Consider the following 20,524-nt stretch of genomic DNA (forward strand, 5'->3'; position numbering starts at 1 on the left):
GCAGGCCGTCGGTCCTACAGTGAGAAAAGCGCGCAACTCGGCCCATCCAGGGGAGACTTCACATGGCACTGTTCGGAAACGCCCACACCGTCGACCCGGCGAAGGCCCAGCACGACTACGCGCGACTGCTCGGGCAGGACGAGCAGGTGTACGCCGCTTACCTGCTGATCCGCGACACCATCCTCTTCACCGACCGCCGCCTCATCCTCATCGACAAGCAGGGCATCACCGGCAAGAAGACGGAGTACCACTCCGTCCCGTACCGCAGCATCACCCACTTCTCCGTCGAGACCGCCGGCCACTTCGACCTCGACGCCGAACTGAAGATCTGGATCTCCGGCACCCCCACCCCGATCGAGAAGACCTTCACCAAGGGCGTCGACATCTACGAAGTCCAGGCGATCCTCACGCAGTTCGTGGCGCGTTAGCCAACTCCCGTACGGCGAACGCGAACTCACACCAGACGATCTTCCCCGGGTCCCGCTCGGCCACGCCCCACTTGTCCGCCACCGCCGACACGAGCAGCAGGCCCCGCCCCGACTCACCCGCGGACGGCACGACGCGCGGCTCCCCGTCGCCGCTGTCGTGGACCTCCACACGGAGTGCTCCGTCGTCGCACGGGAGGAGGCAGAGCCGGAAGCCCCGGCCTGGAGGTACGCCGTGGAGGAGGGCATTGGTGGTGATTTCGCTGACGCACAGCAGGACGTCGTCGTACGTCGCTTCCGGTACGCCCCAGTCCTTCAGCGCGGCCTTCGTGAACTCCCTTGCCGCCGGGATCGATTGGCGTTCTCGCCGGTAGAAGCGTTCGCGGGGAGCGGGTGAGTTTTCGTTGTTCACGGGACGAGTGTCACGCTCTGTGTCCATGATGGAGCAGTGCGTGGGCTCGTACGGAATTCTTGTACGGGCCTGTCGCGGTGAACATACGTACCGCGGTGGGGAGTTGGACCTGCATGAACTCCAGGAAGCGTTCACGCAAGAACGCCTCGGCGATGAAGATGGTCGGCGCGCAGTTGGCTGTGCTGAGGCGGGCGGCCGGTTTCACCCAACGCACGCTCGCCGAGCGGGCACGGGTGGACGAGGAGACGATCGCGTCGATCGAGCAGGGCAGACGGCCGCTGAAGGAGGACTTCGCGGAGCTGCTGGACAAGATCCTTGACACGAAGGGGGTGTTGGCCGCGGCGCTGGAGCACATGCCGGAGGTGGATCTGTTTCCTCGGTGGGCTGAGGAGTTCATCGACTTGGAGCGGGAGGCGATCGCGCTCTCGTGGTACGAGAACCAGGTGCTGCCCGGCCTCCTCCAAACCGAGGCCTACGCCCGTGCCGTCCTCCGCAACGACGTTCCGGCGCTGAGCGAGGATGAGATCGAGTTGCGTGTCGCGGCACGCATGGCGCGTCAGAAGATCCTGCACCGCGAGGATCCGCCGACTGCCAGCTTCATCTTTTCCGAGGTGACCTTGATGGACCGGCTGGGAGGCGATCAGGTCTACTACGAGCAGTTGCGGCGCCTCCGGGAGTGGGCCGAACTGCCGGGGATCACACTCCAAGTCATGCCAGTCGGCCGGCAGTTCCATGCCGGTCTCGCAGGGCCATTCATTCTGCTGGAGACTCCCGACTACCAGCGGCTGGCCTACACCGAGGCCCCGCATGGGAGCAGGCTTATCGCGAACCCCGATGAGGTGTCCTACCTGGAGCGCAGGTATGCCATGCTGCGGACACAGGCACTCAACCCTGAAGAGACCAAGCGCCTGTTGGACCGTCTGCTAGGAGAGCGAGAGCAATGAGCACCGCACGTCAGTGGTTCAAGTCGAGCTACAGCAGCGATCAGGGCGGCGCCTGCCTCGAAGTCGCCTACGACTGGCGGAAGTCCAGCTACAGCAGCGACGAGGGCGGCGACTGCGTCGAGGTAGCCACCCACCCTTCAGCCATCCACATCCGCGACTCCAAGACCCCCGACGGCCCGCTCTTCACCGTCACCCCCGCCACTTGGACGTCGTTCCTCACGCTCGCCCGCGACTGACAGCGACAGCGCAACCGTCACCGCGATCGACGCGACGGCCATCACCACCATCGCCGCCCCCGCCGACGTCAGTTGAGCCACCGCCCCCGCCAGCCCGGCACTCACCCCTTGCATCGTGAGCATCCCGGCGGAGTGCAATCCCAGGGCGTGACCGCTGAGTTCGGGCGGGGTGAGGGCCATCAACTGTTCCTGCTGGACCAGGCTCGCGCCGAAGCCCACGGAGGCCACCGCTACGACGACCGCCGCCACCGGCACCCCCGGCCGCAGAGCGAACAGCAGGTACGGCGCAGCCAGCAGCAGTAGCAGCGGGATGCCGAACCGGGGCCGCACCCGGGACGGAAGGATGCGGCCCACCGTCACATCCCCGACGAACATCCCCAGCGCCGCGCAGGCGAAGAGCAGGCCCGCGTGGTCGGGGGCGTACGGGACGTACAGCGACTCGCAGCCGACGATCAGGCCGTTGGGGAGCCAGAGGAGCAGGTAGACGTTGCGGCGGGGTGCGTACGACCACAGGCGTGCGTTCGTACGCCAGGTCTCGGCCACGGAGGGGCGGCCGGACGCGCGGGGCGGGCGGCGGGTCAGGCCGAGGCGGGCCGTGATCGCCGCCGCGAGGTAGAGCGCCGCGGCCGTGAGCAGGGTGCCGCGCGGGGACAGGAGCGTGACGAGGACGCCGCCGGTTGCGTACCCGGTGATCTGCGTGAGCCCGTTCGCCATGTTGAAGACCGAACGGCCAAGCAGATAGCCGTCCTTGGGCAGGATCTCGTTCAGCAGACCCCAGCTGACTCCTCCGCCCAGCGAGGCCACCAGGCCCAGCAGCAGGATCAGCGCGAAGATCGCCCACAGGGACACGGGCGCCGCCAGGATCGCCGTACCCGCCGCGAATGCCAGGGCGATGCCCGTGATCGTCGCCCGGGGCGGCAACCGGTCGGCCGCCGACAGGAGCGTGGTCGCGCCCAGTACCTGGGCCAGGGACGGCCCGAACATGCTCAGCGCCGAGAGCAGGGGCGAGTCGGTGGCCGCGTACACCAAGGTGCCCAGGGCCAGTCCGCTCATCGTCTGCGCGGCCCCTTTGACCAGGGAGGTCAGGAACAGCGGCGTGAACTCCGGCGTACGGAACAGGGATTGGTAGGAGCGCATGAGCGGAGTCTCGGAGCGACCGCGGCCCGACCGTTAATGTTTCGCGTGGATGCGAAACCAAAAAGACCGGAGGCGGGCGGACAGGCATGGGCTGGTGGCAGGTCAACGCCGACACCCTCGCCGGGAGCCGTTTCGTGCTGTCCCCGCTTGCCGAGACCTTCGCCGGTCTCAAGGTGCTGCACGCGGGGACGGCCGCGCACCCGGGCGAGCGGTCCTGGCTCGATGCCCATCTCGCCGACTACAGAAGGCGGTTGGCCGACGACCCCGTCACCGCCGCCCTCGTCCGGGCCGGTCTCGGGAAGGAGTGGATCGCCGACTTCCTCACGCCGACCCCGACCGGAGAGCCGGAGGACTTCGACACGGAAGTCGCGCGCGTACGGGACACGTCCCCCGAAGCCGCCCGAGCCCACCTCGTCGTCGCCCTGGGCGGCGGCCCGCTGCCGCGCATCCTCCAGGACCGCGACGACCTGCCGGCCCGTGCCGCCGACCTGCTCCAGTACGTCTGGGCCGAAGCCGTACGCCCCTACTGGCCCCGGCGGCGACGCGTACTCGAAGCCGATGTCGTCGCCCGTACCGCCCAGTTGAGCCAGGGCGGCTGGGCCGCCGCGCTCGACGCGATGCGGCCGGGCATGCGCTGGCTGGGCGAGAACCGGCTCCAGGTCAACCCGCACGAGTATCCGCCGCGCGAGATCTCCGGCGCCGAGCTCTTCTTCGTACCGGTCACGCCCCAGCGGCGCGGCTGGGTCTCCTGGGAGGAGCCGCACCGGTACGCGGTCGTGTATCCCTGCTCGGGCGCGCTGGCCGGAGCGGAACCGACCGCCGCGCCCGAGAGCCTCAACCGGCTCCTCGGACCCGCACGGGCCGGCGTACTCGCGCTGCTCGACTCCCCTTTGAGTACGAGCCAGTTGGTGGCCGTCACGGGGCACGCACTCGGCTCCGTCGGCCGCCACCTGAAGGTCCTGCTCGACGCCGGGCTCGTCCAACGGCGGCGGGCGGGACGGTCGGTGCTCTACTCCAGGACGCCTGCGGGGGAGGTTCTCGTCAAAGCTGGTCTTCGAGGTTGAGTACCTGTTTCTGGTCCCCGGTCCTCGGTAGCCTCGAGTCCTACGCCGGCATGGTGTCCGAGCGCGCCGGACGGGCTGGGGGAGAGGAACCGAGGTCGACGAGGAAGCCGACGCAGTGAGCCGCGAGCAGTCCGCGCACGACACGGCCGCTCGAATCGAGCACCTGGCGCAGACTGAGCCCGGACGCTTGGGCCTGCCCGAGCAGACGCCGACACCTTCACCACGGGATGCCAGGGTCCGGTGGCTGGGACAGGGGGAGAGCTATACGGCCTGGCGCCTCGACGCCGACGGAAGTCCTCCCCTGGTCGTCCGGGTCGCACGCCGGGCTCCCGAGGACCTGCCCAGGCCGATGAGCAAGGAGTTCGCCGCTCTTCCCCACCTTCCCGACGGCATCGGCCCCTCGCCCGTGCTGCTGGAACAGGCACGCAACAACCCTCTGGGGTCTCCCTACATGGTGTGCGGGTACGTGTCCGGCCGGGTGCGCCGGCCCGCAGAGTGGAACGGCGGTCTTCTGGCCGCCCACGCCCGTCAGATGAGCAGGCTCCACGCGCGGGCCTTCGACCGGTGCGGTGACGTCGGAGCACCGGTCGAGGAACAAGCCACGTGTCTGTCACTGACCCACCTGTTCGCCACCAGCCTCACCTGGTGGAGCGAGACATTCCCGCACGTGGTCGACGACCCGGAGGTCAGCCGGCTGCTCCCCCGCGTGGAAGCCTTCGTGGCGGCGGCGGAACCCGCCTTCCGGCGCCTGGAGCGGTTCGCCCTCATCCACGGCGACCTCGTGGTGCCCAACATCCTGGTCGACGACGCCGGCACGCCACGTTACGTGGACTGGGAATGGGTCGAAATCGGCGACCCGGCAAAGGACCTGGCGTACATCGGTGGCTACGTACCGGCTCCGCCGTGGTACCTGCCGCTGGACCGTACGAGGATCCGCCGGTTGCTGGAGAGCTATCTGCGGTACGCCCCCGACACCTGCGACGAGACGCTGGACAGCCTCGCGACGCGCCGCGACGCGTGGGAGGTCTACGAGCGGTTCTTCTCCTCCCTGCACTTCCGCACCCGCCGCAACACCTCCGAGGACCTGCAGACCGGTCTCTACACCCACGCGGTCGCTCAGCTCACAGCCGGCCTCCGTCGCCGCCTCGCCCCGTCGTGATCCAGCCCTCTACACCGCCCGCGGGCCCTAGTTCTCTGTGAGCCCGCGCGGCTTCGACGTCCCGTCAGAGCCGCGGAGCGCCCGTCACCGACATCACCAGCGAGTACAGGGACGTCGTGGCCGTGATGAACATGCGGTTGTTCTTCGGGCCGCCGAAGGCGATGTTGGACACCGTCTCGGGGATCAGGAGGCGGCCGATGAGGGTGCCGTCGGGGTCGTAGCAGTGGACGCCGTCGTCGAGGGCGGCTGCCCACAGGCGGCCCTCGTCGTCGAAGCGGATGTTGTCGAAGTGGATGCCGTCCTTGCCCTCGGCGAAGACCTCGCCGGGCGACAGGGTGCCGTCGTCGCGTACCTCGTGGACGTGGATGCGGGCGGCCCGGGAGTCGGAGACGTACAGGCGCCGTTCGTCGGGCGAGAAGATCACGCCGTTCGGGCCCTCGAAGCCGTCCGCGACGAGGCGGACCTCCCCCGTCACCGGGTCCAGCCGGTACACGTTGCACGCGCCGATCTCGGACTCCGCCCGGTGGCCCTCGTAGTCGGTGAGGATGCCGAAGTCCGGGTCGGAGAAGTAGATCGAGCCGTCGGAGCGTACGGCGGCGTCGTTGGGGCTGTTGAGGCGCCGGCCCTCGTAGTGGGAGGCGAGGACGGTCACCCGGCCGTCGTGCTCCGTGCGCGTCACCCGCCGGTTGCCCTGCTCGCAGGTGATCAACCGGCCTTCCCGGTCAAGGGTGTTGCCGTTGCTGTTCCCCGCCGGAAGCCGGAAGACCCCCACCGCCCCCGTCGTCTCGTCCCAGCGCAGGAGGCGGTCGTTGGGGATGTCGCTCCAGATCAGCTGGCGCCAGGCGGGGACGTACAGCGGGCCCTCCGCCCAGCGGCAGTCGTCGTACAGGCGCTCCAGCCGGGCGTCCCCGAGCGTGCAGCGTCCGGTGCGGAAGCGGTCGTCGAGTGTCTCGTAGATCCCATTCACGGTGGTCACGCCGGGGACCTTATCGATCCCGGTTAGCATCCGAACATGACTTCTTCTGACGCGTCTTCCGTATCTGTGTACGACATCGGCATCAATGCCCTGCAGGGCGGCTCCGCCGACCTCGGGCAGTACAAGGGCAAAGCCGTACTCATCGTGAACGTGGCCTCCAAGTGCGGGCTCACTCCGCAGTACGCGGGCCTCGAGCGGCTGCACGAGCAGTACGCGGACAAGGGCTTCACCGTGCTCGGGGTGCCGTGCAACCAGTTCATGGGCCAGGAGCCCGGCACCTCCGAGGAGATCGCGGAGTTCTGCTCCGCGACCTACGGCGTGACGTTCCCGATGACCGAGAAGGTCGAGGTGAACGGGGACGGGCGCCACGCGCTGTACGAGCGCCTCGTACCGATCGAGGACGCCGAGGGCCACAGCGGCGACATCCGCTGGAACTTCGAGAAGTTCCTCCTCGGCCGCGACGGCACGATCCTCGCCCGCTTCTCGCCTCAGACGGAGCCGGAGTCCGCGGAGGTCATCTCCGCGGTGGAGAAGGCCGTCGCCTGATCCGTACGTGAAGTGACTCCGGGCGTCACTCGGTGGCGCCCGGCCTGACCGCCTCCTGAAGCTCCTCGGGGCACCCCGTGCCCCGAGGCAGCTGGTACCGCGCCGCCAGGCGATAGGTACCAGGCCGCGGAGCCACCAGCTCCGTCCACTCGTCGCCCTTCGCGTCCTCCTCCGCCGCCATCAGGCAGCCGGCGACGTTCTCGAACGTCTTCGGGGCCTCGTCGTCGACCTCCCGGAGCCGTTTGGACTCCTCCGTCTCCCGGGGCGGCTCGACGCTCTTGCCCTCGGCGTCGACGAGGCCGAGCCACGGCGAGTACGGGACGCGGATCAGGACCCGGCCCGCCTGCTTCACGTCGATCGTCATCTCGTCCTGTCCGGCGCGCTCGACGGTGGCGGGCGGGTCGGCGAGCGGCGTGGGATCGGTGACCTTGAAGAGCTGCCAGTTGGCGTCGCCCCAGATCTGCTTCAGATAGGGCTGGCCGCGCTGCACGAGCTCGCGTTCGCGCTCGCCGCCGTCCCCGTCGGGCTCGTCCTTGGGCAGCACGACGTAGTGGACGGCCCAGCGCTGGAGCCACTCGTGGTAGTTGGCGGAGTTCAGGGTGTCGTCGTAGAAGAGCGGGTTGCGCTCCATGTCGGCCTGCCGGTTCCAGCCGCGGGCGAGGTTCACATACGGCGCGAGCGCGGACGCCTCGCGGTGCGAGCGGGCCGGTACGACCTCCACGCGACCCTTCTCGGCGTCGACCTCCTGGAGCCGGCCGACGATGGGGGCGAGCTCACGCGCCCAGGACGCGGCGGGCGTCGCGTTGACGGTGTCGTCCACCGCCTTGAAGCCGACCCACACGACGAACCCCGCGGAGGCGACGACCAGCGCGTACCACCTGCGCGAGCGCGGCACCGTGAACGGCAGCGCCGCCAGCAGCACGACCCCCGCGAACAGCATCGCGAGCCGCGTGATGTTGGAGCCGATCTGCGAGCTGATCAGCCAGACGAGGACCACGGAGAGCCCGTACACCCCGGCCGTGATCCGGACCGTCTTCCACTCCCTGGGCACGAGGAACACGACGAAGCCCGAGAACAGGAAGGGCAGGACGACCGACCCGAACATCATCGGCTGCGTACCGGAGAACGGGAACAGCCACGCGGACAGGCCCACGACGACGGCGGGGGCGAGGCCCAGCGCGTACGCTCCCGGGCGCCGCTTCTGCAGGAACAGCGCCACGGCGACCAGCCCCACGAAGAGCCCCGCCACTGGCGAGGCCGCGGTTGCGATCCCGGCGAGCGGGGCGGCGCACAGGGCCTTGGCCCAGCGCTTGTAACGCCAGCGGTACGGCCAGCAGAAGACGACGGCGGTCGCGCCCAGCGCGAAGACCATGCCGAGACCGAAGGTCACACGGCCGGACACGGCGTTGCAGAAGAGCGCGAACACTCCCATCAACACGGGCCACCGCAGCTCCCGTACGGCCCTGCTGCGCATGAGGATCAGCGTGAGCAGGCCCGCGGAGACCGTCCCCGCGATCATCATCGTCGGCCGCACTCCGAGCACCGACATCAGATACGGGGACACGACGCTGTACGAGACGGGGTGCATGCCCCCGTACCAGGCGAGGTTGTACGCCGAGTCCGGGTGCCGTCCGACGAACTCCGCCCAGGCGTCCTGCGCCGCGAGATCGCCACCGCTGTTGGCGAACGTGAAGAACCAGACGACGTGCAGCACACCGGCGAGGGCGGTGGCGAGGGTGGCCGGGTGCCGGAGGAAGCGGGCGAAGGGGGTAGGGGGCGTGGGTGCCGTGGGGGGTACGTCGGACTCGCGTCCTTGGCGCGCTTCACGGCTGTCGTCGGGGGTGCCGCCGTGGGTCTCGTCGGGGCCGTCGGCCGCTCGCGCACGCTCGCGTATTCGCGGGCCGGCTCCTCCTCGGCTCGGCTCGGCGTCTTCGGCGTGCGTCGGCTCCGCTGTCGCCACGTGAAAGGCACTCCCCGTGTCCCGTTGTTCCGCTCTCGGCCGGGCTCCGCGGCCGTCGAGCTGCCCCGATCCTTGCGACGCTAGCACGCGCCCCGCCGCGGGTCGTCCGGGCGGGACGCGGTCTGCGGGATCCGGCCTGTTTGGCGATGTCTATGGCAGGTTTACGGCTGGTTCACGGCACGTACGTCGCGCTGTGTCACTGCGACGTACGTGCCGTCAACTCACCTGTGGGGCACGCTGACTGTCCGGCCCGAGTGCCCCGTCCTGCTGCCCCTCCTGCTGTCTGTCCTGCCGGCCGTCCGGCCGTCAGCTCACGCGGGTGAGCTTGGAGCCGTAGTCAGGTTCGGTGACGCCCGACTGAAGGGCGACCGGGACCTCGACAGCGGCACCCGTGCCGTCACCGACGCTCAGCGAACCGACCTTGGTTCCCGCCTTCGCCTCGTGCGGAATCTCCGTACCGTCGTCGCTCAAGGTCAGCTCGACGGTCTTGCCGGCCCAGCCCACCGCGGAGACGTCCTGCGTGGCGACGACCCGCGTCCGGCCGCCGAACCCGTCGTCCACGTACCCGACGACGTCGCCCTTCTTCAGGATCTTCGACGAGGTCAGCGCGTCCTGGGCGGCGATCATCGCGGTCTTGCTGACCGCGTTGACGGTGTCGATGATCGGCGGCTGGTGCTGGCCGAGAATCGCGCCGACGACGGTGACGATCTCGCCGTCCACGTCCTCGGTGGCGGCGAACAGCAGGTTGCCGCCGGCCTTGGTGGTGGAGCCGGTCTTGATGCCGATGGCGTTGTCGTACGGGACGAGGCGGTTGTAGTTCTGCCACTTCTTGCCCGAGGGGTCCTTCCATACGGGCAGCTTGGTGATGTCCGTCAGCGCCTTCATCCGGACCAGCTCGTTGCCGAGCTTCACCTGGTCCTCGGCGGTGGAGACGGTGGTCTCCTTCAGGCCGGAGGGGTCGGTGTACTTCGTGTTCTTCATCCCGAGGTCCGCGGCGGCGTCGTTCATCTTCTTGACGAACGCGGCCTCGTCGCCGCCCGAGTCCCAACGGGCCAGCAGCCGCGCCACGTTGTTCGCGGACGGGATCATGATGGCGGCGAGCGCCTGCCGCTGGGTGAGGGTGTCGCCCGCCTTGATGGTGTTGAGCGTGGACTCGCCGTCCTTGTCGTAACCGCCCTCCGTCTCGGCCTTCGCGTCGACGGGGATGTTCTTGCCCTCCTCGCCGGGCTTCAGCGGGTGGTCCTTGAGGATCACGTACGCGACCATGGCCTTGGCGACCGAGCCGATGGCGACGGGCTGCTGCTTGCCGAAGTTGTCGACCGTACCGACGCCGTTGACGTCCATCCAGCCCTGGCCCTCGTCGGGCCACGGCAGGGTGACCTTGTCGCCCTCGAAGGTGTACGTCTCGTCGGCCGTCAGCGCGAGGGTGGGCGTCGGCAAGGGGCGTACCGCCTGCACGACCGCGAACACCACGGCCAGCAGGATGGCCAGCGGCGTCCAGATCTTGACCCGCCGCACGATCGTCCGCACCGGAGTCTCCGGAGGCGGCGGCGTGTTCGTCAGCTCCGCCAGCAGATCGATCGGCGGCTTGGGCGGCAGGGGTTGCTGCGCGGTCCGCTCCGGCCCGACCTGCGGGATGGAAGCGGTCTCGGCGGCGGGCGGAACGGTCGGCTTCTCCTTGGGAGGAGCCGGTTCGTCGAGCGGCTTGAGCGCCACGAACTTGCTGGTGCGCTCGGAGTCACGCTCGGGGGTGGCGGATTTCTCGTCCGGCTTGTCGTCGGGCTCGGGCTCGGCGCCGGCGGGCTTCTCGTCCGGCCTGGCATCGCCCACCTTGAGCGTGGTGGTGGGCTGATCAACAGCGGGCGCCCGCACCTTGAAGGTGGCGGTGGGCTGGTCGACGGGACGCTTGTGCTCGTCCTCACCAGCACTTGAGCTGGGCTCGGGCTCGAGCCCGCCATCGTCGTCCCGATCAGCAGCCGGGACGTTTCCGCTGCTGACACGGGGGTCACGCTTCGCGTCGGGGCCCGGGCCGGTCGCGGAGCCGGACTCCGCGTCGCCGTCCCGACCGCTCTCGGATTCGGACTCCGCGTCGGCGCCGGAGGCGAGAGCGGCTTCGCCGCCGGGGGTGGCGTCCGCCTTCGGCTCGTCCGCGTCGGCGGTACGGCCAGGGGCCGGGGCGTCTTCGGCCGAGGGCTCGGCGTCGGGGCCATCCGCGGGGCGGTCGTCCTCCGCGTCAGCGGTGGCACCATCCACAACGATGCTGGAGCCAGACTCCGCGCCAGTGCCCGGGGCGGCGGCCGAGGCGGCTCCGCCGCCGGGGGGCACGTCCGCCTTCGGCTCATCCACATCGTCGCTACGGCCACCGGCCACGGCGTCTTCGGCCGAGGGCTCGGCACCGGAGCCGCCCGCAGGGGCGTCGTCCTCCGCGTCAGCGGACACATCCTCGCCGGAGGCATCTCCGTCGGCGCCGGAGGCGGCGTCCGCCTCCGGCTCGTCCGAACCAGAGCCACGGCTACCCGCTGGGGCGTCATCGCCCGAGGGCTCGGCGTCCGACCGCGCGTCGGCGCCGTCCTCCGGCTTCGCCTCCGAACGCTCGGCATCCTCCGCGGCCTCGGCCTCGACGTCGCCCACCGACCGGTCGTCCTTCGCCTCCACAGTGCCGGAGGCGCCCTCCGCCGCGACCGCATCCTCCGGCTCGGAGTCCGGGCCTGCCTCGGAGTCCGTACGCGCCTCCTCGGCGTCGACCTCCGCCTCCGGAGGCGTACCGCCGTCGGCCGAAGGCGCCGCGTTCTCGTCACCCTCGACGTCGCCGTCACTCTCCGCCTCTGCCCGCGACTCACGGTCACCCGAGCCCGAATCCGAGCCCGCACCCTCAGCCCCGGCATCCGCCCCCGCGACCCAAGCCGCCACAGCGTCCCGCAGCCGACTGTCACCCCCCTGGGACGACTGGGAGCCGTTCGCACCGGACTCCGCGGCGTCCTCCGCTTCCGAAGCAGCCGCAGAGTCCTCCCGCCCGGGGGAACCCTCAGCAGTCAAGCCCTCCGCCCTTGCCGTATCCGACGCAACCGAACCTGAAGCGTCCGTACCCGAGGCGCCCGAAGCCGACACGTCCGAAGCCGAGACGTCCGCGACACCGCGCGTGGAGAACACCGCCGTGGCCGTGTCCACCCTCCCCCGCTCCTGCCGTCGCTCGCGCGGCGGGACCGCCGCCGCTACCGCCTCGCGGGCCACCGCGAGCCGCGGATCCGCACTCGGCGCGGGACGCGCGTCGGACCCACCCCCGGAGCCGGAGGCAGGACCCGGAACCGGAGCCGTGCTCCCCGACGTCGGTTCTACCGACGACTCGTGCTGCTTCGACCTGTCGGGGGACTCGCCCGCCACCGATGCCTCCTCCATGCGCCACTCACCGTGCGCCCAACCGAACCATGAACCCTTGAAGAGCCGCCAACAGAAGCCCGGAACCGATGTCCGAACCATGCACCAGTGTCCTGTGTGCGGGCTTAACCTCTGCGGTAGACGAGAACGACATACCTACTGGTTCCACTACATTCCGGTCACGCGCTCTCGACAGACCATTGTGAGAGGGGTCACCCTGTCATTCATCCACGCGGGGAGGCATGGATGGGCAGGAGCCGCAGAACGATTCCGGAGGAGCTTCTGTTGCTGGCGCTGGACCCGACCACGGGTACCACCGCACAGCCGCAGTCGCTCGACCTTGGTCTGGCCGGAGCACAGCTAGTGGAGCTGGCGCTGGCCGGACGGATAGCCCCAGACGGGGATCGTATCGCCGTGGTGGTACCACGGCCGACCGGAGATCCGACTTTGGACTGCGCGTTGGAGTTGCTGCGAAGGCGTGGCGCTCCCGTGCGTGCCGTCCACTGGATCGGCGGGCCCCGACTGGGGCTGCGCCAGACGTACCTATCGCATCTGGAGCGCTGCGGCATGGTCCATGCCGTCGCGGGACAGATGTGCGGGGTGCTCCCGACGACTCGCTATCAGGCGACCGACACGGAGATCAGCCGGGAGATCAAGGCCCGGCTGGACAGTGCGATCCGCACCGGCGTACCGCCGGACCCGCGGACCGCCGCACTGGCCGCGCTGGCGCACGCCGTCGGCCTGGGCAAGCACCTCTACCCGGGGAACGAAGGGCGCTCCTCGCGCTCCCGCCTCCGGGATCTGATCAGGCACGACCCCATGGGCGGACTCGTGGCGCACGCCGTGATGGACGTCCAGAACGGTGTGGCCGCACAGCCGCGCCGCAGCCCGGCCCCGACGGCCGGCCGTCAGGCCACCGCCGGAGTCAGGCCCGCATCGGAACCCACACGGGGTGTTCCGATGCAACCGCGCCGCGGATCCATGGCGCGCGCCGTGGCCCACTGAACCACTGGTCCACGGCACAAGGCACCACACAACAACTGCAGGGCACTACAGAGCACCACGCGCACACCGTCAGCGCCGCACCGCAAGTCCCCAAGACCCGGTCCGGGAGCCGCTGAGCCGCGCGGGGCGGCAGGCCGTACGTCCGGACGACGACACGGCCCGCCGCCCCGCGCGGCCATGTCTCGGCACACGAGCGCCCTGTGGTTCCGCCGCGTGGGCGCGACCCGCGCCCCGAAGAAGGCCGCAGGCCTTCTAGGGGCGCGGGGAACTGCGCGCCCAGCCACAACGGACCCGCAGGTGACTTCTTCAGCGGAGCGCACCCCCATATCCACCGTTTTCCAGCGCGGCAAGCGCCTTGGTGGCAATCTGCTCAACAGCAGACACGCAAAGTACAGGCCGCACGCAGCCGGAGGTGCACGTCCCGTGGCGTCCAATGTCAATCCCACCGTCAGGCGACGCCGGCTGGGCCAGGAGCTGCGCCGGCTCCGCGAGCTCAAGGGCATGACCGCCGAAGAGGTCGCCGAGCGCCTGCTCGTCTCCCAGTCGAAGATCAGCCGCCTGGAGAACGGACGGCGCAGCATCAGCCCGCGCGACGTCCGTGACCTGTGCGGGGTGTACGAGGTCGAGGACCAGAGAATGGTCGACGGCCTGATGGAAATGGCCAAGGCCTCGCGCCAGCAGGGCTGGTGGCACGCGTTCGGAGACATCCCGTACAGCGTCTACATCGGCCTGGAGACGGACGCCGAATCGCTGCGGGTCTACGAGCCCCAGATCGTCACCGGACTGCTCCAGACCCCCACGTACGCCGAGGCCATCGTCCGCGGCGGATCGCCCGAGTCCTCGGACGCCGAGATCGAGAAACGCGTCCAGGTCCGGCTGCGGCGCCAGGAACGCATCAACGCCGAGAAGGACCCGCTGCGCCTGTGGGTGGTGCTGGACGAGGCCTCGCTGCGCCGGGTGGTCGGCGACAACAACGTGATGCGCGAGCAGCTGGAACACCTCAACGAGATGGCCCAACTCCCCCACATCACCGTGCAGATACTGCCGTTCGACGTCGGCGCGCACTCCGGTCTTGCCGGGCAGTACGCGATCCTGGAGTTCGCCGACGCGGCCGATTCGAGCGTGGTGTACATCGAGGGTGTCACCAGCGACCTGTATCTGGAGAAGGCGCCGGACGTGCAGAAGTACAGCCTCATGTACGAGCATCTGCGGGCCCAGGCTCTCAACCCCGAACAGTCGCGTCAGATCATCGCCGACATCGCGAAGCAGTACGCCCGTGGAGACCGCGTGGACTGAAGGGCGCAGATTGTAGACCTCGGTGCGCCCTAGCGGAAGGTCTGGATGGCATATTCCACCCAGACGAGTGAACGGCTCCTCCGGGCGAGGAAGTTGGCGAGTAGCGTCGATCACGCCACTCGATCAACAAAGTTGGCGCGAACCGCGCTGTGGCCCCAATGGCCCGGTGACCTCGGCCAGCAATTCACCATCGGAGCGAACATGGCAATTCTGCAAGGCGCCACGAAGACCTGGACGAAGTCCTCGTACTCCTCCCCGAACAGCGCGTGCGTCGAGGTCAAGTCACCCACCACCTCGGCCCTCGCCGTCCGCGACTCCAAGGCCCCCGAGGGCCCGACCCTGGCCTTCCCGGCCGCGGCGTGGAGTGTCTTCGTGACATCGGTCAAGCAGTGAGACCCGAGGGTCCCTGACCCTCGGCCACCACTGGCCGGACCAACTCCATACGCACCACTGCAAGAGCCCTCTCGACTGGACGCCGTCACCAGCCGAGGGGGCTGCATTTTTGCCTGGGGCATCCGATCGCGGAACTTCGGGCGAAGTCGAACGGGATGCCTCTCCCAAACTGACGCTCCATCAGCTACACCGGACCCATGACAGAAGACGCGACGCACGCAGACGAAACCCGCAGCCACGTGTATGCGGAACTGGCCGCCGTCGGCCCCTACGGAGCCGACCTCGGGCACGCGCTCATCACCATGGTCGAGCCGCATCCCGGCCGGGAGCGCGAGTACAATCGATGGTACGAAGACGACCACTACATCGCCGGCGCGATGGCCATGCCGTGGATGTACGCGGGACGTCGCTGGGTCGCCACGCGGGACCTGCAACTCCTGCGCTACCCCCAGACCTCCTCCGTCGCGCAGCCGGTGACGGCAGGATGCTACATATCCGCCTACTGGATGACCGCGGGCCGCTACGACGACCACATGCGATGGACCGTCGGCATCAACAAACGCCTCAACCGCGACCACCGCGTCTTCCAGGACCGTACGCACGTCTTCACCGCGTTCCAGGACCACGCGGTGACCGTCTACCGCGACGGCGACCACGGGCCGCGTGACATCCACGCCCTCGACCACCCCTTCGCCGGGCTCGTCGTCCAGGTCATCGACGCCGACTCCCCCCGCAGCCGCGGCGAACTGCTCGCGTGGCTGCGCGACGACCACCTTCCGAAACGGCTGGCGGGCTCGCCCGCGGCCATGGTGACCGTCTTCACGCCGACGCCGCTGCCCCTGGACCGGATGACCTATGTCAAGCAGGTCGAGGGGGTCGGGACCCGGCTGACCCTGTTGTGGTTCCTCCAGCACGATCCCCGCGACCACTGGCTCGACCACTTCGCGGACCTGGACACGGCAGTGGCGGCTTCGGGGCTGGGTGACGTGCAGTTCGTCGCACCGTTCATACCCACGGTGCCCGGGACGGACCGTTACGTGGACGAGCTGCGGTGAACCCGGCGGCGACTGCCGCTACCGGGAGGCCTCTTCGATGGTGACGTTGACCTCGTCGGCCCCGGAGAGTTGCTTGATGCCGCTGTCTGCCATGTGGCCGATGATGATCAGGCCGGTGGCGTGGGAACCGCCGCGGTAGAAGACGGCGAGGTTGCCCCACGGCGCGTAGTAGGCGAAGTCGCCGGCGCGGGGGGCGGCCCCGTCCGGGGCGCCGGAGGTGGACAGTCGGCGAGGCAGGTCGGCGATCTTCTCGGCCTGGTGGAAGTCGGTGAGGTTCAGGGTGAGCGGAAGCTGGGCGGCGAAGTCCCTGGCCGCCGCGCTGTCGTTCAGGGTGGCGTCGACGGGGGTGCCGTCGATGGCGAGCCGGATGTTCATGTCGGGGTGTCCTGGCGGGAGTTGGGCGGGAGGGCGGCCCAGGATCACGGGCGTCCAGGGGAGGGGATGTGCAGGGGGTTCAGTCGGGGAGGGGTTCGGCGTAGTGGCGGAAGGCGTCGCGCTTGTGGTGGATGTCGTACAGGCGCTGGGCCAGGGCGTCGGGGCTGCTGTGTTCGGCGTCGGGCCGGATGGCTCCCGGGACGATCAGCTGCGCGGCGTGGATGTTCTCCGGGGCGAGGGCGTCGTGGAGCATGCGGGCGTAGGCGCTCTCGGCGGCGAAGGCGATGGAGGTGCCGGCCACGGCGGGGTTCGGGCGTACGGCGCTGGCGCCGTTGACGAACAGCAGGGTGCCGCGGCCGAGGTTGCGCATACCGGGCAGGACGGCGTTCACGGCCGCGACGGGGCCCTTGACGGAGAAGGACAGCGGTGCGTCGAGGTCGTCTGCGCCGGTGCCGAGGACCGGTTTCATGAAGTCGGCGCGGGGGACGGGGCTGTACTGGAGGATCTCAATGGTCCCCAGGGCGGCCGCGGCCGCGTACAGGGCCTCGTTCAGTGACTCGATGTCGAGCACGTCGGCGGTGAAACCGCGGGCCTGGATGCCGTCGCGGGCGAGTTCGGCAGTCAGTTCGTCCAGCTTCTCGGCGTTGCGGGAGATCAGGGCGACGGTGTGCCCGGCGGTTCCGAAGCGGCGGGCGGTGGCCAGCCCGAGACCGGGGCCGGCGCCTACGAGGGCGAACGTGGTCATGGTGGGCCCTTGAGTGAGTGGGTGTGGTGGGTGAGTGGCGGGGGCTGGACGCCGACGGGGTCCAGCCCCCGGGTCGGGTCAGGGCGTGAGGAGGGTCTTGATGGCGCGGCGCTCGTCCATTGCCTGGTAGCCCTCGGCGACCTGCTCCAGGGGGAGGGTGAGGTCGAAGACCTTGCCGGGGTTGATGCGGCCGGAGAGGACCCGCTGGATGAGGTCGGGGAGGTAGGCGCGCACCGGGGCGGGGCCGCCGCGCAGGCCGACGTGGGAGAAGAACAGTTCCTGGCCGTCGATCGCCACGTCGTGGGGGACGCCGACGAAGCCGACGTTGCCGCCGGGCCGGGTGGAGTGCAGGGCCTGCTGCATGGCTTCGGGGGTGCCGACGCATTCCAGTACGGAGTCGGCGCCGAGGCCGCCGGTGAGGTCCTTGACGCGGACGATGCCTTCCTCGCCGCGTTCGGTGACGATGTCGGTGGCGCCGAACTCGAGGGCCAGCTTCTGCCGGGGCTCGTGCCGGCTCATCGCGATGATGCGGTCGGCGCCGAGTTCCCTGGCCGCGATGACGCCGCACAGGCCGACCGCTCCGTCGCCGACGACCACGGCGGTGGAGCCGGGCTTCACCTCGGCGGCGACGGCGGCGTACCAGCCGGTGCCCATCACGTCGGACACAGCGAGCAGGCTGGGCACGAACTCGTCGGCGGGCAGATCGGGGGTGGCGACGAGTGTGCCGTGCGCGTTGGGGATACGGACGTACTCGGCCTGGCAGGTGCTCATGAACTCGCGGCGAGCGCAGTTGGACTGGTAGCCCGCCTGGCAGTTCGGACAGGTGTTGTCCGAGGTGGCGAAGGAGCCGACCACGAACTGTCCCGGCTTGACGGAGGTGACCTCGCTGCCGACCTCCTCGACGAAGCCGACGTACTCGTGTCCCATCGGGTGGGGCTCGTCGACGGGCTCCAGACCGCGGTAGGGCCACAGGTCCGAGCCGCACACACAGGTGACTGCGGTACGGATGATCGCGTCGGTCGGGTTGACGATCCCGGGTGCGGGGACGTCCTCGACCCGGATGTCGCCAGGGGCGTGAATGATGGTTGCGCGCATGATGCCTTTCGATGGCGTCATTTCGATGGCGTCCGGAAAAGAAACCGGCGGGCTGGGGGCGACTCATCGGTGGAGTGTTTTCCGGTGACAGGAGCTGATCTCCGGAGCTGATCTCCAGAGCCGTTCTCCGGTCGCGCCAATGAGCTTGCCACTGTCGCGCGTGCCCGCAAAGGGGAGGGTTCCATCCTGGGAGCACATCATCCAGGGAGAAAACTCTCCCCCCTTCCCACCGTGGCGACGGCGCCATCCGCAGTAGGCTGCTCTCGTCCGTGAACTGTCGGCAGCGGATCGCCACTTCAGCGAGTGATCACTCGGCTGACAGTCGTCGGCGGCCCACGAGGCGGCGTGAATGACCGGGGCGGAAAGGTTTCCTGGGATAAATTCGACCCCCTCACAATGCGATGGTTTCATGCGACAGTTACTTGCATGGAAAGCAGCGTACATTTGAAGGAGCTGGGTGAATTCCTCAAAGCCCGGCGAGCGGAGTTGAGTCCGCGTACGGTCGGGCTGCCGGAGACCGGCGCGCCACGGAGAGTGCCCGGTCTGCGGCGGGACGAGGTCGCCCGGCTGGCCGGGCTCAGCAGTCTTCACTACACCCGCCTGGAGCAGGGGCGCGCAGGGCCGTCGGCGGCCGTGCTCGCGACGCTCGTCCGCGTCCTGCATCTGAACGACGAACAGCGGGATCACCTGTTCGCGCTGGCCGGCAAGGTGGGGGTCAAGGTCTGCCGGCGGCCGGCGCAGAAGGTCCAGCCACAGGTGCAACGGTTCCTGGACGGCATCCCGTTCACCCCGGCACTGGTGCTGGGGCGGTACATGGACATTCTCGCCTGGAACCCGTTGGCCGCCGCCCTGTTCACCGACTTCTCCCAAATGCCGGGGAAGAAGCGGAACTTCATCCGGCTCCTCTTCACCGAGCCCGCCGTGAGGGCGCTGTACCCGGAGTGGGAGCGCGTTGCCCATGCCTGCGTCACGCAGTTGCGGATGGAGGGCGCCAAGTGCCCTGGAGACGCGCAGCTCGTCGAACTGGTGGGTGAACTGTCTGTGGCTGACGCCGGCTTCCGGCGATGGTGGGGTGCCGAGCACGCCACGGCGCTGAGCGTGGGAACAAAGACCCTGCGGCATCCGCTCGTCGGGGAGATCATCCTCGACTGGGACAGCTTCATCTCCACCACCGACGCCGAGCAGCAACTGGTGATCTGGACCGCCGAACCCGGTACGGCATCGCACGACAACCTGCGTCTGCTCTCGTCCTGGACGGCTCAGCCGGCCGCACGTGCGTCCGACGCTCCCTGACGCCTCTCACCGTTTCTGTTGGACCAGGCGTCGACAATCCGACGCGTGCGTCAGCGGCCGCGAAATTCGTGAATCCTGCATCTTTCCCGTCCGCCGATCACCGCCCACACTGTCGTGCTTGCGTTCAGCGGTTTTCCTCTCTCGGGAAACGGAGCTGAATACCCGTTGAGAGAAGAACATCCAGGGAGAAAACTCTCCCTCCCACAACTGATGCCGACGATGCAAGACTGCCCGGCGTGACCAACCGCGGGCCTCGCAGCACATGCGAATTTCTCAGCGCCCTGTGGTGATGACGTCACGGGATTCGCCCCGTTCCTGCCGCTGCGCAGGCCAGGAGCCCCCGCCCGCCGAGTCCGAAAGCGTATGTATGCCCTCCACTGAGTTCACCGATCCAGACGTTCCGCCCCCCACCGACTCCACCGAGTCCACCGGGTCCCCGACAGCGCCGACCCGACGCACTTTCATCGCCACGACCACTGCCGTCGGTGGTGCCGTCGTCGCCGGCGGCTTCATCGCCGGGTCGGACTTCATCAATGCGGATGATGCGGAAGCCGGCGAGGCCGCACCCTCCAGCCGCGTCTCCCTGACGGTGAACGGCACCCGCCGGACCGTGACGGTGGACAACCGCACCTCGCTGCTGGATCTGCTGCGTGAGCACCTGGACCTGACCGGCTCCAAGAAGGGCTGCAATGCCGGGGCCTGTGGTGCGTGCACCGTGCTGGTCGACGGCCGCCGGGTCAACTCCTGTCTGACGCTGGCCGTCCGGCTGGAAGGTGCCGAGGTCACCACCATCGAGGGGCTGGCGAAGGGCGACGAACTGCACCCGCTGCAGCAGGCGTTCATCGACGAGGACGCCTTCCAGTGCGGCTACTGCACGCCCGGCCAGATCGTCTCCGGCGTCGGCTGCATCAACGAGGGTCACACCGGATCGGCCGAGGAGATCCGGGAGTTCATGAGCGGCAACATCTGCCGCTGCGGCTGTTACGTGAAGATCGTGCGCGCGGTCGAACAGACCGCGGGCCGGAAGTGAGGA

The 20,524-nt window shown here is 69.2% G+C and carries 20 protein-coding genes; 12 read left to right on the forward strand and 8 right to left on the reverse strand.

What is annotated here, in order from left to right:
• The first annotated feature begins 62 nt into the window (after positions 1-62).
• A complete protein-coding gene (locus tag IEZ21_RS39820; protein ID WP_189326700.1) occupies positions 63-428 on the forward strand; it encodes a PH domain-containing protein in 366 nt (121 codons plus the stop codon).
• On the opposite strand, the gene IEZ21_RS39825 is transcribed toward IEZ21_RS39820, so the two are convergent.
• Positions 406-864: an ATP-binding protein gene (locus IEZ21_RS39825; RefSeq protein ID WP_189326701.1), complete on the reverse strand. Its 459-nt coding sequence runs from the start codon at positions 862-864 to the stop codon at positions 406-408. The two genes, IEZ21_RS39820 and IEZ21_RS39825, sit on opposite strands and share 23 nt — an antisense overlap.
• 125 nt (positions 865-989) lie before the next feature.
• Between IEZ21_RS39825 and IEZ21_RS39830 the strand changes: the two genes are divergently transcribed.
• Both IEZ21_RS39830 and IEZ21_RS39835 read left to right on the forward strand, forming a co-directional pair.
• Positions 990-1,781: a helix-turn-helix domain-containing protein gene (locus tag IEZ21_RS39830; protein ID WP_246568662.1), complete on the forward strand. Its 792-nt coding sequence runs from the start codon at positions 990-992 to the stop codon at positions 1,779-1,781.
• On the forward strand, positions 1,778-2,017 hold the full coding sequence (locus IEZ21_RS39835) for a DUF397 domain-containing protein (protein ID WP_189326703.1): 240 nt from the start codon (positions 1,778-1,780) through the stop codon (positions 2,015-2,017). Before IEZ21_RS39830 ends, IEZ21_RS39835 begins: the two co-directional genes overlap by 4 nt.
• Here IEZ21_RS39835 and IEZ21_RS39840 read toward each other — a convergent pair.
• Positions 1,919-3,154, reverse strand: a complete 1,236-nt coding sequence (locus IEZ21_RS39840; RefSeq protein WP_189326704.1) for an MFS transporter — start codon at positions 3,152-3,154, stop codon at positions 1,919-1,921. The two genes, IEZ21_RS39835 and IEZ21_RS39840, sit on opposite strands and share 99 nt — an antisense overlap.
• 86 nt (positions 3,155-3,240) lie before the next feature.
• Between IEZ21_RS39840 and IEZ21_RS39845 the strand changes: the two genes are divergently transcribed.
• Complete coding sequence (locus IEZ21_RS39845; protein WP_189326705.1) at positions 3,241-4,218, forward strand: ArsR/SmtB family transcription factor; 978 nt, start codon at positions 3,241-3,243, stop codon at positions 4,216-4,218.
• Positions 4,219-4,333: 115 nt separating this feature from the next.
• A complete protein-coding gene (locus tag IEZ21_RS39850; RefSeq protein WP_189326706.1) occupies positions 4,334-5,377 on the forward strand; it encodes a phosphotransferase family protein in 1,044 nt (347 codons plus the stop codon).
• A gap of 64 nt (positions 5,378-5,441) precedes the next feature.
• Here the strand turns inward: IEZ21_RS39850 and IEZ21_RS39855 are convergent, their stop codons facing one another.
• The gene (locus IEZ21_RS39855; protein ID WP_246568664.1) at positions 5,442-6,353 is read right to left on the reverse strand and encodes an SMP-30/gluconolactonase/LRE family protein; all 912 of its coding nucleotides are present in this window, start codon (positions 6,351-6,353) and stop codon (positions 5,442-5,444) included.
• Positions 6,354-6,389: 36 nt separating this feature from the next.
• Between IEZ21_RS39855 and IEZ21_RS39860 the strand changes: the two genes are divergently transcribed.
• The gene (locus IEZ21_RS39860) at positions 6,390-6,899 is read left to right on the forward strand and encodes a glutathione peroxidase (RefSeq protein WP_189326708.1); all 510 of its coding nucleotides are present in this window, start codon (positions 6,390-6,392) and stop codon (positions 6,897-6,899) included.
• A 25-nt stretch (positions 6,900-6,924) separates the two neighbouring features.
• On the opposite strand, the gene IEZ21_RS39865 is transcribed toward IEZ21_RS39860, so the two are convergent.
• Positions 6,925-8,859: a DUF8823 domain-containing protein gene (locus IEZ21_RS39865; protein WP_189326709.1), complete on the reverse strand. Its 1,935-nt coding sequence runs from the start codon at positions 8,857-8,859 to the stop codon at positions 6,925-6,927.
• Positions 8,860-9,165: 306 nt separating this feature from the next.
• The gene (locus IEZ21_RS39870; RefSeq protein ID WP_444544983.1) at positions 9,166-11,895 is read right to left on the reverse strand and encodes a D-alanyl-D-alanine carboxypeptidase; all 2,730 of its coding nucleotides are present in this window, start codon (positions 11,893-11,895) and stop codon (positions 9,166-9,168) included.
• A 585-nt stretch (positions 11,896-12,480) separates the two neighbouring features.
• On the opposite strand from IEZ21_RS39870, the gene IEZ21_RS39875 reads away from it, so the two are divergent.
• From IEZ21_RS39875 to IEZ21_RS39890, 4 genes are all read left to right on the forward strand, one after another.
• Positions 12,481-13,239, forward strand: coding sequence for a GOLPH3/VPS74 family protein (locus IEZ21_RS39875; protein WP_189326711.1), 759 nt, complete (start codon positions 12,481-12,483; stop codon positions 13,237-13,239).
• A 423-nt stretch (positions 13,240-13,662) separates the two neighbouring features.
• Entirely contained in the window at positions 13,663-14,535 is an 873-nt protein-coding gene (locus IEZ21_RS39880; RefSeq protein ID WP_189326712.1) for a helix-turn-helix domain-containing protein, read from the forward strand.
• Positions 14,536-14,736: 201 nt separating this feature from the next.
• Positions 14,737-14,928: a DUF397 domain-containing protein gene (locus IEZ21_RS39885; protein ID WP_033325645.1), complete on the forward strand. Its 192-nt coding sequence runs from the start codon at positions 14,737-14,739 to the stop codon at positions 14,926-14,928.
• A 197-nt stretch (positions 14,929-15,125) separates the two neighbouring features.
• Positions 15,126-15,983, forward strand: coding sequence for a hypothetical protein (locus IEZ21_RS39890; RefSeq protein WP_189326713.1), 858 nt, complete (start codon positions 15,126-15,128; stop codon positions 15,981-15,983).
• Between the two features lie 18 nt (positions 15,984-16,001).
• Here IEZ21_RS39890 and IEZ21_RS39895 read toward each other — a convergent pair whose 3' ends face one another.
• From IEZ21_RS39895 to IEZ21_RS39905, 3 genes are all read right to left on the reverse strand, one after another.
• On the reverse strand, positions 16,002-16,358 hold the full coding sequence (locus IEZ21_RS39895; RefSeq protein ID WP_189326714.1) for a cyclophilin-like fold protein: 357 nt from the start codon (positions 16,356-16,358) through the stop codon (positions 16,002-16,004).
• Positions 16,359-16,437: 79 nt separating this feature from the next.
• Positions 16,438-17,103, reverse strand: a complete 666-nt coding sequence (locus IEZ21_RS39900) for an SDR family NAD(P)-dependent oxidoreductase (RefSeq protein ID WP_189326715.1) — start codon at positions 17,101-17,103, stop codon at positions 16,438-16,440.
• A gap of 78 nt (positions 17,104-17,181) precedes the next feature.
• Positions 17,182-18,198, reverse strand: coding sequence for a zinc-dependent alcohol dehydrogenase family protein (locus IEZ21_RS39905; RefSeq protein WP_189326716.1), 1,017 nt, complete (start codon positions 18,196-18,198; stop codon positions 17,182-17,184).
• A 426-nt stretch (positions 18,199-18,624) separates the two neighbouring features.
• Between IEZ21_RS39905 and IEZ21_RS39910 the strand changes: the two genes are divergently transcribed.
• Together IEZ21_RS39910 and IEZ21_RS39915 are read left to right on the forward strand one after the other, a co-directional pair.
• Positions 18,625-19,491 (forward strand): helix-turn-helix transcriptional regulator, encoded by an 867-nt coding sequence (locus tag IEZ21_RS39910; RefSeq protein ID WP_189326717.1) that lies wholly within the window; start codon positions 18,625-18,627, stop codon positions 19,489-19,491.
• A 367-nt stretch (positions 19,492-19,858) separates the two neighbouring features.
• A complete protein-coding gene (locus IEZ21_RS39915; protein ID WP_189326718.1) occupies positions 19,859-20,521 on the forward strand; it encodes a (2Fe-2S)-binding protein in 663 nt (220 codons plus the stop codon).
• Positions 20,522-20,524: the final 3 nt, after the last annotated feature.

The organism is Streptomyces flaveus, assembly GCF_014647675.1.
Taxonomy (GTDB): Bacteria; Actinomycetota; Actinomycetes; order Streptomycetales; family Streptomycetaceae; genus Streptomyces; species Streptomyces flaveus.

Bases quoted from the DNA above. Each gene is read 5' to 3' on its own strand.
- IEZ21_RS39820 (WP_189326700.1), top strand. From the start codon at position 63: ATGGCACTGTTCGGAAACGCCCACACCGTCGACCCGGCGAAGGCCCAG.
- IEZ21_RS39825 (WP_189326701.1), bottom strand. From the start codon at position 864: ATGGACACAGAGCGTGACACTCGTCCCGTGAACAACGAAAACTCACCC.
- IEZ21_RS39830 (WP_246568662.1), top strand. From the start codon at position 990: ATGAAGATGGTCGGCGCGCAGTTGGCTGTGCTGAGGCGGGCGGCCGGT.
- IEZ21_RS39835 (WP_189326703.1), top strand. From the start codon at position 1,778: ATGAGCACCGCACGTCAGTGGTTCAAGTCGAGCTACAGCAGCGATCAG.
- IEZ21_RS39840 (WP_189326704.1), bottom strand. From the start codon at position 3,154: ATGCGCTCCTACCAATCCCTGTTCCGTACGCCGGAGTTCACGCCGCTG.
- IEZ21_RS39845 (WP_189326705.1), top strand. From the start codon at position 3,241: ATGGGCTGGTGGCAGGTCAACGCCGACACCCTCGCCGGGAGCCGTTTC.
- IEZ21_RS39860 (WP_189326708.1), top strand. From the start codon at position 6,390: ATGACTTCTTCTGACGCGTCTTCCGTATCTGTGTACGACATCGGCATC.
- IEZ21_RS39875 (WP_189326711.1), top strand. From the start codon at position 12,481: ATGGGCAGGAGCCGCAGAACGATTCCGGAGGAGCTTCTGTTGCTGGCG.
- IEZ21_RS39885 (WP_033325645.1), top strand. From the start codon at position 14,737: ATGGCAATTCTGCAAGGCGCCACGAAGACCTGGACGAAGTCCTCGTAC.
- IEZ21_RS39890 (WP_189326713.1), top strand. From the start codon at position 15,126: ATGACAGAAGACGCGACGCACGCAGACGAAACCCGCAGCCACGTGTAT.
- IEZ21_RS39895 (WP_189326714.1), bottom strand. From the start codon at position 16,358: ATGAACATCCGGCTCGCCATCGACGGCACCCCCGTCGACGCCACCCTG.
- IEZ21_RS39900 (WP_189326715.1), bottom strand. From the start codon at position 17,103: ATGACCACGTTCGCCCTCGTAGGCGCCGGCCCCGGTCTCGGGCTGGCC.
- IEZ21_RS39905 (WP_189326716.1), bottom strand. From the start codon at position 18,198: ATGCGCGCAACCATCATTCACGCCCCTGGCGACATCCGGGTCGAGGAC.
- IEZ21_RS39910 (WP_189326717.1), top strand. From the start codon at position 18,625: ATGGAAAGCAGCGTACATTTGAAGGAGCTGGGTGAATTCCTCAAAGCC.
- IEZ21_RS39915 (WP_189326718.1), top strand. From the start codon at position 19,859: ATGCCCTCCACTGAGTTCACCGATCCAGACGTTCCGCCCCCCACCGAC.